We start from the raw sequence: 12935 nt of genomic DNA, 5'->3' as shown, positions 1-12935 counted from the left end.
GGCCATGGCCGCGCCGAGGGCGGCGGCGTACGCCTCGGGCGCGTAGGCGCGGAGGGCCGGATCGTCGGCGACATGCACGACGTCCGCCCCCCGCGCGAGCAGCGCGGCGGCTTCCTCCGCCGCGCCGCCGGAGCAGGCGAGGACGGCATGGACGGCGCCGTCCTCGCCCGCGAGCCGCCGCGCCGCGCCGAGCGCTTCCAGCGCCACGCGGCGGAGGGCGCCGTCTCGGCTCTCGGCAAACACCAGTATCGTTTTGGACATCGGTTGTGCAGCTCCTCTCTCTATTAACGGTTAAGCAGGCTAACGATTAATCGGCTGAACGATAGGGCGGCGAATGACGGGCAGGCGCGAATGCATCTGCATCCGGGCATGAAGGCGGAGCTGCCCGAGCGCTTGCGCGGATAGCGGCTACAGCAGCAGCTTCGCTTCCGTCCGGAGAAGCTCCGCGAGCGCGGCCGCTTGTTTGTCCGGCGAGCCGGGAATGCGCTTGCCCGCGGCGCGGGGCGGCGGCGGCAGCAGCCGCGTGCGGACGGTGAGCGGGGCCGCCCCGGCGTCCGGCCCGCCATCGGCCGCAAGCTCCTGAACCGTAACGGTGCGAAGCGGCTTGCGCTTCGCCTTCATAATGTTCGGCAGCGACGGGTAACGCGGCTCGTTCAGCCCTTGCTGCGCCGTAACGAGCGCGGGAAGGGGAACGGACACGGTCTCCGCGTCGCCTTCGACGTCACGCTCGACGAGCGCGTAGCGCTCCGCCGCCGTCCGGGCGGCGGCTCCGGCTGCAGGCAGCGCGTTCAGCTCCGCGGCCGTGAGCAGCTCCACCTTGACCGCGGCCGAAGCGTGCGGCAAGCCGAGCCGTTCCGCGAGCTGGAGGGCGACGCTGCCCGCGCCGCTGTCGACCGCGAACAAGCCCGCCAGCAGCAGGTCGGGCGCGAGCGGCCGGACGACCGCCGCGAGCGCGGCGGCGACGGCGGAGCCGTCGTCCGGCAGCCCGCCGCTATCCAGCCGGATCGCCTCGTCCGCTCCGATCGCGAGCGCGGTGCGCAGCGCCTCCTGCGCGCGCTCGGGGCCGCACGTGACGGCGATGACCTCGCCGCCGTGCCGCTCCCGCTGCCGGATCGCTTCCTCGAGCGCGTACTCGTCGTACGGGTTGATGACGAACTTGGCGTCCCGCTCGTCCACGCCCTCCGGCGTCACGACGATTTTCTCCTCGGTATCGAACGTTTGCTTGAGAAGCACCACGAATTTCGGCATTGAGCTCCCTCGCTTATTCCGGTATTTGAATGGCCGTATGACGACTGTCCATCAGTGCTACGATATGAGCGGAGCGGGCCGAATAGACCGTCCGGATTCGCCGGGGGCGCGGCATGTTCAGGACGGGAGGCTCATATACATGGAGCACCGCGGCTATTTTTGAAAGCGCTTTAATGCTTGTCCGAATACTTCGCGCGCGGTCGGCTGCAAGAGGCCGGGCGTACAAGGGGGCGAGGCAAATGGCATCGGTTTGGGCACGGGCGTTCCTGTCGCCGGAGCAGTTGACGTATTGGGGAAAATGGCTGCTGTTCGCAGCCGCGGTGCTGCTTGCGGGATGGATGTTCGCGGCCGTCGTGCGAAGGCGCGTCTCGTATATCCGGCTCGGCGCGCCGGCCGCGTTCACGCGCTACCGGCGGAGCGGCGAAGGGAGCAAGGGCGGGTTCGGCGCCCACGTCTTCGGCCATCGCCGGCTGCTGAACGACATTCGGAGCGGCATCATGCATTTGATTTATTTTTACGGCTTTATCGTGCTCCAATTCGGCGCGGCGGATCTGATCTGGAAAGGATTGAACGGAGGCGTTCCGCTGCCGCTGCCTTACTACGGCTGGTTTGCCTGGTCGCAGGAGATGACGGTCGCGCTCGTGCTGGCGGCCGTCCTGTACGGGGCGTTCCGCCGCTACGGCGAGCGGCTTCCGCGGCTGAAGCGCGGCTGGAAGCCCTCTCTTGTCATGTGGTTTATCGGCTCGCTGATGCTCACCGTCCTGTTCGCCCTGGCGTTCGAGCGGCTGGCGGCGGAGCCGGGCGCCGGGCATGTGGTCGCGTCCCGGTTCGCGCCGGTCAGCGAGCCTCTCGCCAGGCTGCTGGAGTCGGCGGGAGTTGCGCCGCAGAGCGTGGCGGCAAGCGCGGGCACCGAAATTTTCTGGTGGCTGCATCTTCTCGTGCTCTTGGGCTTCCTCGTGTACGTGCCGCAGTCGAAGCACTTTCACCTGCTGACCGCGCCGGTCAATTTGTGGTTTCGGCGCAGCGAGCCGCCCGGGCGGCTGACGCCGCTCGATCTGGAGGACGAGGAAGCCGAGTCGTTCGGAGCGGGGAAGATCGAGCATTTTACGCAGAAGCAGATGCTCGACCTGTACGCCTGCGTCGAATGCGGGCGCTGCACGAACGTGTGCCCGGCCTCCGGCACCGGGAAGCTGCTGTCGCCGATGCATCTCATCGTCAAGCTTCGCGATCACTTGACCGAGAAGGGCGCGGCGGTCACATCGAAGTCGCCGTGGCTCCCCGCCGGCTTGTGGCAGAAGGGGCGCGAGCCGTCCGCGCACGTGATGGGGGCGCTGCTGCCGGATTGGGAGGGCGCCGCCACCGCCGGGAAGGGAACGACGATCGTGCCGACGATGGCCGCGCAGGCGGCGGCATGGACCGTCCGGGCGGGGACGAAGCCCGAGGAGGTCGGCCTTGTCGGCGAGGTCATGACGGAGGAGGAGCTGTGGGCGTGCACGACGTGCCGCAATTGCGAGGAGCAGTGTCCGGTCGGCAACGAGCACGTGGACAAAATCATCGACATGCGCCGGTATCTCGTCCTCATGGAAGGCAAGCTTCCGGCGGACGGCCAGCGCGCGCTGCAGAACATCGAGCGGCAGAGCAACCCCTGGGGGCTGCCGCGCGCCGAACGCGCCGCCTGGATGGCCGAATGCGAGAGCAAGACCGGCATCCGAGTGCCGACGATGACGGAGCTGAAGCGGCGGGGGGACGAGGCGGACGTCCTGCTGTGGGCGGGCTCGATGGGCGCCTACGACATGCGGAGCCGCCGCGTTCTGTACGCCCTGGTGCGGCTGCTCGACAAGGCGGGCGTCCGCTTCGCGACGCTCGGCGCGGAGGAGCGGAGCTCGGGGGATACGGCGAGACGGATCGGGAACGAGCTGCTGTTCCAGGAGCTGTGCCGCGAAAATATCGAGACGCTGGCCAAATACGGCGTGAAACGGATCGTAACCGCCTGCCCGCATACGTACAACACGTTCAAAAACGAATACCCCGACTTCGGCTTAAGCCCGGACGTCGTCGTGGAGCATCACACCGAGCTGCTCGCGCGGCTGCTCGCGGAGGGGGCGCTGCGGCCGTCGCACGCGGTCGACGAGCGCGTAACCGTACACGATTCCTGCTACCTCGGCCGGTACAACGGCACGTACGAAGCGCCTCGCAGCCTGCTCCGCGCCATACCGGGCGTCACGATCGAGGAGATGGAGCGCTCGCGCGCGAACGGGATGTGCTGCGGCGCCGGCGGCGGCCTCATGTGGATGGAGGAGCATTCGGGCACGCGCGTCAATCACGCCCGGGCCGCCCAGGCGCTCGAGGTGAAGCCGACGGTCATCAGCTCGGCCTGCCCGTACTGCCTGACGATGATGGAGGACGGCCTCAAGGCGTTGTCGGCGGACGAGAAGGTCATTGCCCGCGACGTGGCGGAGCTGCTGGCCGATAGCGTGTTCGGCGAGTGAGGCGGGAGAGGGGACGGGAGTCGGGATACGGGTTACGAGGATGCGGGCCGGATGGGACGCGCTTTATTGTCGAAGGAACGCCGCTCGGCCGGCCGGCAAACCGGATTTCGAAAAAATCGCATTGCCGCGGCTCCGCTCCGGTCGCTTACATAGGAAAGGAGCCGGCTTATCACTTTGATTAGGAGGTTGCCTATGACGATTCAAGGGTCGCGGAGAAGCGCAAGCTTGATCCGAAGAGCGGCCGTCATCGGCTCGGGCGTGATGGGGGCGGGCATTGCCGCCCATCTGGCCAATGCGGGCATGCGCGTGCTGCTGCTTGACGTTGTGCCGCAGGCTTTGACGGCGGAGGAGGAGAAGCAGGGGCTGACGCTGGCCGATGCCCGGGTACGCAACCGGCTGGCCGCCGCGGCGGTCGGCCGCATGGGCAAGGCGCAGCCCGCGCAGCTCTATGATCCGGCCTGGACGGCGCGGATCATGCCGGGCAATCTGGCCGATCACGCGGCCGAGCTCGGGGAGGCCGACTGGATTGTCGAGGCCGTCGTCGAGCGGCTGGACGTCAAGCGCGAGGTGTTCGCGGCGGTAGACGCGCACCGGCGGCCGGATACGATCGTGACGACCAATACGTCCGGCCTGTCGGCCGCTTCCATGGCGGAGGGACGAAGCGAGTCGTTCCGGCGGCATTTTGCGGTGACGCATTTCTTCAACCCGCCGCGGTATATGAAGCTGGTGGAGATCGTTCCGACCGCGGATACGGCTCCCGAAGTCGTGAGCCTGCTGCGCGAAGCGTGCGAGAAGCGGCTCGGCAAGGGCGTCGTCATCGCCAAGGATACGCCGAATTTTATCGCGAACCGGATCGGCACCTTCGGGATGCTGGTCACGCTCGAGGATACGCTGGGCTACGGACTTACGGTAGAGGAGGCGGATGCGCTGACCGGTCCCGCCATGGGCAGGCCGAAGACGGCGACGTTCCGCATGCTCGATCTCGTCGGGCTGGATACGCTGCTGCATGTCGTGGACAACGTGCGGGAGCGGAGCGAGAATCCCGGGGAGCGGGCGGTATTTGCCAGGCCGGCGGTGCTTGAGAGGCTGGTCGCGGGCGGACGGACGGGCGAGAAGGCGGGAGCGGGCTTTTACCGGAAAATCAAAGGGAAAAACGGCAGCGAAATCGAGTCGCTTCGGCTCGATACGCTCGAATACGGGCCTAGACGGCCGGTAAGCTCGCCGGTCATCGATGCGGCCAAAGCCGCGAAAGGCACGGCGGCGAAGGCGAAGGCGCTCCTGCTCACCGATCCGCGCGACCGATATGCTCGGTTTGCCTGGTCGACGATCAAGAAGACACTGCTCTATTCCGCCGAGCAGGTCGGCGTCATCGCCGATTCGATTACCGACATCGACCGCGCCATGCGCTGGGGCTTCAATTGGGAGCTCGGGCCGTTCGAGCTGTGGGACGCGATCGGGCTAAGGCGATCGGTGCAGCAAATGAAAGAGGAAGGCGAGACCGTTCCCGAATGGGTCGAGGCTCTGCTGGCGGACGGCCGCGAGAGCTTCTACAAGACGGACGGGGAGCGCCGGCTCTATGCGGCAGGGAGCGGCTACGAGCGGGAAGAGCAGGAGGCGGACGCGATTGCCCTGGCAGCGCTCAAAGCGTCCGGGAAGACGGTGCTGTCTACGGCGGGGGCCAGCTTGATCGACATCGGCGACGACGTCGTCTGCCTGGAATTCCACTCCCCGAACAACGCGATCGGAGGCGATATTTTATCGGCGATTCGCCGGAGCGTGAAGGAGGTTGAGCAAAACTGGCGGGGGCTCGTGCTTGCGAACGAGGGCCGCAACTTCTGCGTCGGGGCGAACCTGATGCTGCTGCTGATGGAGGCGCAGAGCGGGGAGTGGGAAGAGGTCGAGGACATCATCCGCTTCTTCCAGGCCAGCATGCTGGACCTGAAACGGCTGGAGCGGCCGGTCGTCGCGGCTCCGCACCGGATGACGCTCGGCGGCGGGGTGGAGGCGTGCCTGCCCGCGGATCAAATTATTTTCTCGCCGGAGACGTATTTCGGCCTCGTCGAGACGGGGGTCGGCCTTATTCCCGCGGGCGGGGGCTGCAAGGAAGCGACCGCGATGGCGGCCGAGCGGGCGCTCGCTCCGGGCGGCGGGAAGCAGGCGGGCGACGGCGACGTGCAGCCGCAATTGAACGCGCTGTTCGAGACGATCGCGCTGGCCAAAACGTCCTCGAGCGGCTACGAGGTCGGCCGGCTTGGGCTCATGCGGCCGCAGGACCGCGTCATTATGCGGCAGGAGGCGCGCATCGCCGAAGCGAAGCGGGCGGTGCTCGAGCTGGACCGAGCGGGCTACGCGCCGCCTCCGGAGAAGCGCGTTCGCGTTGCCGGGCGCGAGGGCAAGGCGGTGCTCAAGGTCGCGGTGCAGGCGATGCGGCTCGGCGGCCACATCAGCGAGCATGACGCGCTCATCGCCGGCAAGCTCGCGCATGTGCTGGCCGGCGGCGACGTGCGGCCGGGCGCGGAAGTAAGCGAGCAATATTTGCTCGATTTGGAATGCGAAGCGTTCCTCAGCCTGTGCGGCGAGGCGAAGACGCAGCAGCGGATGAGCCACATGCTGGCAACAGGCAAGCCGCTGCGCAATTAGCGGCTTGCGTGCCATTGGCGCGTGCCGTGGTTGTAAAATTTTTGCGGATTTTGGTCGGATGGGCGAAATTAACGTCGCGAAAAGCGCCAAGGCGGAGGAGTATGCACACGGAACAACTGCAGCCAGATCAACAAGCGCTGTGAAAGAGAGCGGCTGGGGAAACGGAAACCGTCAATTACCGCAGCGCGATTGAGCGGCTAGGGGAGACGGGAACCGTCAATAACCGCTATGCCCGGCAATGACAGTCAAAGGAGGGGACGCAATGTCGACAGCATCATCATCGCCGTTTGCCGATCACGACCGCGATGCCGTCATCGTATCCGCCGTGCGGACGGCGGTAGGCAAGGCGGCGAAGGGAAGCCTCGCGGAGACGAGGGCGGAGGATCTCGGCCGCGCCGTGCTGAAGGGGGCGCTGGACCGGGCGCCCGGCCTATCGAAGGACCAGGTCGAGGACGTCATCCTCGGCTGCGCCATGCCCGAGGGCGAGCAAGGGCTGAACTTCGCCCGCACCATCTCGCTCTACGCGGGACTGCCGGTGACGACGCCGGCCGTTACGATCAACCGCTTCTGCGCGTCCGGTCTGCAGGCGATCGCCTATGCGGCCGAGCGGATCCGGCTCGGCGAGGCGGACATTATCGCCGCGGGGGGCGTCGAGAGCATGAGCCACGTGCCGATGACCGGCTTCAAGCTGTCGCCGCATCCGGCCATCGTCGACGCGATGCCCGAGGTCTATATGGGAATGGGGCATACGGCGGAGGAGGTGGCGAGGCGGTTCGGCGTGACGCGCGAAATGCAGGACGCCTTCGCGGCGTCGAGCCATCGCAAGGCGGCCGCGGCGATCGAGGAAGGCCGGTTCAAAGCCGAGATCGTGCCGATGACGGTCAGCCGGTCGGGCGTGAACGACGCCGGGCGGCCATGGGAGAAGGTGTTCACCTTCGACGCGGATGAGGGCGTCCGGCCCGAGACGTCGGTGCAGACGCTGGCGCCGCTTAAGCCGTCGTTCGCCCGCGAGGGGACGGTGACGGCCGGCAACAGCTCGCAAATGAGCGACGGCGCGGCGGCCGTCATCGTCATGAGCCGCGCCCGCGCGAAGGAGCTCGGACTGCGGCCGCTCGCGGCGTTCCGCGGCTACAGCGTGGCGGGCGTCGCGCCCGAGGTGATGGGCATCGGCCCGATCGAGGCGGTGCCGAAGGCGCTGAAGAAGGCGGGCATCGCCCTCGGGCAGGTCGATCTGTTCGAGCTGAACGAAGCGTTCGCCGCGCAGTGCGTGCCGATCGTCGACCGGCTCGGCCTCGATCCGGAGCGGGTCAACGTGAACGGCGGCGCGATCGCGCTCGGCCATCCGCTCGGCTGTACGGGCACGAAGCTGACCGTGTCGCTCGCTCACGAGCTGGGAAGGCGCGGCGGCGGCATCGGCGTCGTGACGATGTGCGTCGGCGGCGGCATGGGCGCGGCGGGCGTCATCGAGGTGTACGGTCTACAGTAATCGGCGCGTAAGGAAAGGATTGGCGCGGCGGGAGCGGGCTTGCGTTTAGGCAAAGCGCTCCGGCTTCATTTGCGGCCGGAGGAAGCTGGTCATTGCAAGGATGATTCGATTGGGTCAAAGTCAATGGACGGAAGGGAGTGCTGCGGCATGACGGAGGCGATACGTTTTGGCGGGCGGTTCGTCGTAGAGGACAGCGCGCCGGAATCGGTCGTAACGCCGGAGGATTTCACGGAGGAGCAGCGGATGATGGCGGAGGCCGCGGAGCAGTTCATGGAAGCGGAAATTACGCCGCGCGACGCGGAGATCGAAGCGCTGAATTACGAATTGACCGTGGCGCTCATGCGCAAGGCGGGAGAGCTCGGCCTGCTCGGCGCGGACGTGCCGGAGGCGTACGGCGGCCTCGGGCTCGACAAGGTCAGCACGACGCTGCTGGCGGAGACGATGGCACGCGCGTCGTCGTTCGCCCTATCGGTGGGCGCGCATACGGGCATCGGGACGCTGCCGATCGTCTTCTTCGGCACGCGCGAGCAGAAGCGGGCATACTTGCCCGACCTGGCCTCGGGCCGGCGAATTGCCGCCTACTGCTTGACCGAGCCGGCTTCCGGCTCCGACGCGCTCGGGGCGAAGACGACGGCGAGGCTGTCGGCGGACGGCAAGCATTATGTGCTGAACGGCTCGAAGCTGTACATTACGAACGCCGGCTTTGCCGATCTGTTCGTCGTATACGCGAAGGTCGACGGGGAGCGCTTCACCGCTTTTATTGTCGAGCGGGGCATGCCGGGGTTCAGCGTCGGGCCGGAGGAGCATAAGATGGGCATCAAGGGCTCCTCGACGTGCCCTTTATATTTTGAGGACGTGTCGGTTCCGATCAAAAATGTGCTGGGAGAGGTCGGCAAGGGGCATCATATCGCGTTTAACATTTTGAATATCGGACGCTTCAAGCTCGGGGCGGGCTGCCTCGGCTCGGCGAAGGAGGCGATCGAGCTGGCCTCGTCCTACGCGAATACGCGGAAGCAGTTCGGGCGCGCCATCTCCTCGTATCCGCTCATCGGCGCCAAGCTGGCCGACATGAACATCCGCACGTTCGTGCTCGAGAGCATGGTGTACCGGACGGCGGGCTGGATCGACGCGATGCTTCGCGACACGGAGGAGAAAGGAACGGCGGGGGACGGCATGCAAATCGCGAGGGCGATTGGCGAGTACGCGCTCGAATGCTCGATCGTGAAGGTGTTCGCTTCCGAAGCGCTCGATTTCGTGGCGGACGAAGCGGTGCAAATTCACGGCGGCTACGGCTATATTCGCGAGTACAAGGTGGAGCGGATTTACCGGGATTCGCGGATTAACCGCATTTTTGAAGGGACGAACGAAATCAACCGCATGCTTATTCCGGGCACCTTGATGAAAAAAGCGCTCAAAGGCGAGCTGCCGCTGCTGCCCAAGGCGAAGGCGCTGCAGGCCGAGCTGATGCAGCCGATGCCGCTCCCTTCATTCGACGCGCCGCTCGCGAAGGAAGCCTACCGGGTAGGCCAAGCGAAGAAGGCGTTCCTCGCTGCCGGCGGCCTCGCGGTTCAGAAGCTCGGTCCGCGGCTCGAGCAGGAGCAGGAGGTGCTGTGCGCGCTGGCCGATCAGATGATTCAAATTTTCGCGATGGAGAGCGCGCTGCTGCGCACGCAAAAAATAGCGAAAGGAGCTTCTTCCGACAAGACGGAGCAGGCCATCGCGATGACGGCCGTGTTCGTGCAGGAGGCGTCGGAGCGGGTGGAATCGTTGGCGAAGCTCGCGCTTGCCGCGCTGGAGACGGGCGACGGGCTGCAAATGCAGCTGTCCGTATTGAAAAAGCTGATGCGCGCTCCGCTGACCGATACGGTAGCCTTGAAGCGGGCCATTGCCGCGCGCGTCATTCGAAGCGAGCATTACGTCGTGTGAAAGGGGAGTGCCGGATATGGATTCGCTTAGACCGCAAGACCCGCTTTTGCCCGGACAGCCGTCGGACGGCGATCCGCAGGACGACGCAAGCGCCGCAGCGGAGCCTGCCGCTCCGCAGGCCGCAGCGGAGCCTGCCGCTCCGCAGGCCGCAGCGGAGCCTGCCGCTCCGCAGGCCGAGGCACCGCCGCAAGCGCTTGATGCCGAGGCGGAAGCCGTAACGCATGCCGTTCCGCCTGACGATTCTCCCGCCGCGGAGCCTGCCGCTCCGCAGGCCGAGGCACCGCCGCAAGCGCTTGACGCCGAGGCGGAAGCCGTAACGCATGCCGTTCCGCCTGACGATTCTCCCGCAGCGGAGCCTGCCGCTCCGCAGGCCGAGGCATCGCCGCAAGCGCTTGACGCCGAGGCGGAAGCCGTAACGCATGCCGTTCCGCCTGACGACTCTCCCGCCGCGGAGCCTGCCGCTTCGCGGGCCGAGTCGCCGCCGCAAGCGCTTGATGCCGAGGCTGCAACGGAGGACGTCCCGTCCTCCGGCTCTCCCGATGCGGAGCTGCCGCGGCCATGGCTGAAGCATTATCCGAAGGAAATACCCGCCTCGCTGGACTATCCCGACCAAAGCATCGTGCAGTTTTTGCTCGATGCCGTTAACCGTTACCCGAACCATATTGCTTTGCATTTCATGGGCAAAACGATGACCTACCGCGAGCTGCATGCCGATGCCGTCCGTCTGGCTGCCGGACTTCTCTCGCTCGGCATCGCCCGGGGCGACCGGGTCGCGGTCATGCTGCCGAACTGCCCGCAGGCGGTCGTCTCGTACTACGGCGTGCTGCTCGCCGGGGCGATCGTCGTGCAGACGAATCCGCTGTACGTCGAGCGGGAGCTGGAGCTTCAATTGGCGGACAGCGGAGCGGTCGCGATCATTACGGTCGACCTGCTCTACGCCAGGCTGGCCAACGTGCGGGGCGAGCGGCCGGAGAGCGGTCCGCTGCCGCAGCTTCGCCATGCCGTCGTGACGTCCATTAAGGATGGGCTGCCTTTTCCGAAAAACATGCTGTACCCGCTCAAGCAGCGCAAGGAGGGCTTCCGCGCGGACATTCCTTACGGCAGCTCGGGCGTCGTCGCCTACAAACGGCTGCTCGCGGGAGCGAAGCCGGAGAGCGCCGCGCTGCCAAGGGCTGCATCGGGCTCGGATCTGGCCGCCCTGCAATATACGGGCGGGACGACGGGCACGCCGAAGGGCGTCATGCTGACGCACCGCAACCTGACGGCCAATACGATGCAAACCTCGGCATGGTGCTACAAGGCGCGGGACGGGAAGGAGAAGTTTCTTGCCGCGCTGCCCCTGTTTCACGTGTTCGGATTAACGGTATTAATGAATATGTCCGTATCGCGCGCGGGCACGCTTGTACTGCTGCCGCGCTTCGAGACGGCAACGGTGCTCCGGACGATCAACAAGCAGCATCCGACGATCTTCCCTGGAGCGCCGACAATGTACGTCGCGCTGATCAACCATAAGGATGCGGCCAGCAACGACTTGTCCTCCATTAACGTGTGCATCAGCGGCTCCGCCGCGCTTCCGCTCGAGGTGCAGGAGCGGTTCGAGGCAATGACCGGCGGCAGGCTGATCGAGGGCTACGGCTTGACGGAGGCGTCGCCGGTCACGCACGCCAACCCGATCTGGGGCAAGCGCAAAATCGGCACGATCGGACTGCCTTTTCCCGATACGGACGCCGCCGTCATCGATCCGGCTACGGGCCGGCATCTGCCGGTCGGCGAGCTCGGCGAGCTGGCCATTCGGGGGCCGCAGGTGATGAAGGGATACTGGAACAAGCCGGTCGAGACGGACCTTGTGCTGAAGGGCGGCTGGCTTCGTACGGGCGATCTGGCGACGATGGACGAGGACGGCTTTTTTACGATCATGGACCGAATCAAGGACGTCATTATCGCCGGAGGCTTCAATATTTATCCTCGCGAGGTGGAGGAGGTGCTGTTCGAGCATCCGGCCGTGCGGGAAGCGGCCGTCCTCGGCGTGAAGGATGCGTACCGCGGCGAGACGGTCAAAGCGTACATCGTATTGAAGGAGGGATGGCAAGTATCGCCGAGCCAGCTGGACCGCTGGTGCAGGGAGCGGATCGCCGCCTACAAGGTGCCCCATCACTATGCCTTTAGGGAAACGCTTCCAAAGACAATGGTCGGCAAGGTGCTGCGGCGCAAGCTGCAGGAAGAAGAGGAAGCGGCGGCCGGAGGCGATGCGCCCGGCAAAACGTAAAGGAGGGTGGGCGGCATGGACGAGGAATGGTTGGTTCGGCAGGCGGATCAGGCCGGGCACCTGACGAGGCTGGCCGAGCGCGCGCAGTCGACCTTCTGGGGGCTTCTCGGCTGCGAGGTCGTGCGGGCTGACGCGGGCAAGGCGACGATCTGCCTGGACGCGACGGACCGGCATCTGAATCTGCTCGGGCTCGTGCACGGCGGTGTGATCATGTCGCTGCTCGATAACGCGATGGGGCTCGTCGTTATGCTGGCGGAGACGGGCGAACGCGCGGTGACGGCGAATCTGAACACGCAATTTTTGACGAGCAGCAGGGGCGGGTCGCTTATTTGCGAAGCGGAGCTCGTGCACAGGACGGAGCGCACGCTGACGCTGCAGGCGCAGGTGAAGGACGACGGGGGCAAGCTGCTCGCGTGGGGCAGCGGCGCTTACCGCGTTTTGTGAGTCTCGACCTAAGTCAAGTTGCTTGGCCGATTTGAATTCGTTATAATAAAACCTAATATATGGAAAGAATTGCGGCTTGGAAACAAGCTAACATTCGTTCGAATTATTCCGATAAATCTATTAGGGGAAGGAGGCGGAATCATGGTTCAAGGCTGGGTGACGGTGCTCGTATTGGCGTTCGGCATCGCGGTCGCCGTAATCGGCGTGGTCGCTTATTTAAAAATGTTTCGTAAAGGCAGATCCGCTCCCGAGACCCGCCCGAAGGCCGATGGTTCGCCTCCTCATCCGTCGTACGCGGCGGGAAACCAGGAGAACGGCTATCAATCGGAGCCCAGAAGCGAACAAGCCTCGCCTCGGGATTAGGAAATGTTAACTTTCATAATTGGCTTTCAACTGTTATAATAGTAAGAAAAATAAAAACATTGTGACTTTTTGG

General features: G+C 65.6%; 8 protein-coding genes and 1 pseudogene. 7 read left to right on the top strand and 2 right to left on the bottom strand.

The genetic code is table 11. The features are described from left to right. Both IDH41_RS27955 and IDH41_RS27950 read right to left on the bottom strand, forming a co-directional pair. Positions 1 to 261, bottom strand: a pseudogene (locus IDH41_RS27955) (electron transfer flavoprotein subunit alpha/FixB family protein); the annotation flags it as partial. 147 nt (positions 262 to 408) lie between these two features. Next, entirely contained in the window at positions 409 to 1248 is an 840-nt protein-coding gene (locus IDH41_RS27950; RefSeq protein WP_190867073.1) for an electron transfer flavoprotein subunit beta/FixA family protein, read from the bottom strand. A gap of 239 nt (positions 1249 to 1487) precedes the next feature. On the opposite strand from IDH41_RS27950, the gene IDH41_RS27945 reads away from it, so the two are divergent. From IDH41_RS27945 to IDH41_RS27915, 7 genes are all read left to right on the top strand, one after another. Then, entirely contained in the window at positions 1488 to 3737 is a 2250-nt protein-coding gene (locus IDH41_RS27945; protein ID WP_223830129.1) for a (Fe-S)-binding protein, read from the top strand. Positions 3738 to 3929: 192 nt separating this feature from the next. Further along, positions 3930 to 6377, top strand: a complete 2448-nt coding sequence (locus IDH41_RS27940; protein WP_190867071.1) for a 3-hydroxyacyl-CoA dehydrogenase/enoyl-CoA hydratase family protein — start codon at positions 3930 to 3932, stop codon at positions 6375 to 6377. A gap of 262 nt (positions 6378 to 6639) precedes the next feature. After that, the gene (locus tag IDH41_RS27935; protein WP_190867069.1) at positions 6640 to 7863 is read left to right on the top strand and encodes an acetyl-CoA C-acyltransferase; all 1224 of its coding nucleotides are present in this window, start codon (positions 6640 to 6642) and stop codon (positions 7861 to 7863) included. Positions 7864 to 8010: 147 nt separating this feature from the next. Next, the gene (locus IDH41_RS27930) at positions 8011 to 9789 is read left to right on the top strand and encodes an acyl-CoA dehydrogenase family protein (RefSeq protein ID WP_190867067.1); all 1779 of its coding nucleotides are present in this window, start codon (positions 8011 to 8013) and stop codon (positions 9787 to 9789) included. A gap of 547 nt (positions 9790 to 10336) precedes the next feature. After that, the gene (locus IDH41_RS27925) at positions 10337 to 12055 is read left to right on the top strand and encodes a long-chain-fatty-acid--CoA ligase (protein ID WP_223830133.1); all 1719 of its coding nucleotides are present in this window, start codon (positions 10337 to 10339) and stop codon (positions 12053 to 12055) included. Between the two features lie 15 nt (positions 12056 to 12070). After that, a complete protein-coding gene (locus IDH41_RS27920; protein ID WP_190867063.1) occupies positions 12071 to 12499 on the top strand; it encodes a PaaI family thioesterase in 429 nt (142 codons plus the stop codon). A 141-nt stretch (positions 12500 to 12640) separates the two neighbouring features. Further along, a complete protein-coding gene (locus IDH41_RS27915; protein WP_190867061.1) occupies positions 12641 to 12862 on the top strand; it encodes a hypothetical protein in 222 nt (73 codons plus the stop codon). Positions 12863 to 12935 lie beyond the last annotated feature (73 nt).

Origin of the sequence: Paenibacillus arenilitoris (genome assembly GCF_014705655.1) — a bacterium.
GTDB classification, from domain to species: Bacteria; Bacillota; Bacilli; order Paenibacillales; family Paenibacillaceae; genus Pristimantibacillus; species Pristimantibacillus arenilitoris.
This window is presented reverse-complemented; position numbering and strand designations above follow the sequence as displayed.

Bases quoted from the DNA above. Each gene is read 5' to 3' on its own strand.
- IDH41_RS27950 (WP_190867073.1), bottom strand. From the start codon at position 1,248: ATGCCGAAATTCGTGGTGCTTCTCAAGCAAACGTTCGATACCGAGGAG.
- IDH41_RS27945 (WP_223830129.1), top strand. From the start codon at position 1,488: ATGGCATCGGTTTGGGCACGGGCGTTCCTGTCGCCGGAGCAGTTGACG.
- IDH41_RS27940 (WP_190867071.1), top strand. From the start codon at position 3,930: ATGACGATTCAAGGGTCGCGGAGAAGCGCAAGCTTGATCCGAAGAGCG.
- IDH41_RS27935 (WP_190867069.1), top strand. From the start codon at position 6,640: ATGTCGACAGCATCATCATCGCCGTTTGCCGATCACGACCGCGATGCC.
- IDH41_RS27930 (WP_190867067.1), top strand. From the start codon at position 8,011: ATGACGGAGGCGATACGTTTTGGCGGGCGGTTCGTCGTAGAGGACAGC.
- IDH41_RS27920 (WP_190867063.1), top strand. From the start codon at position 12,071: ATGGACGAGGAATGGTTGGTTCGGCAGGCGGATCAGGCCGGGCACCTG.
- IDH41_RS27915 (WP_190867061.1), top strand. From the start codon at position 12,641: ATGGTTCAAGGCTGGGTGACGGTGCTCGTATTGGCGTTCGGCATCGCG.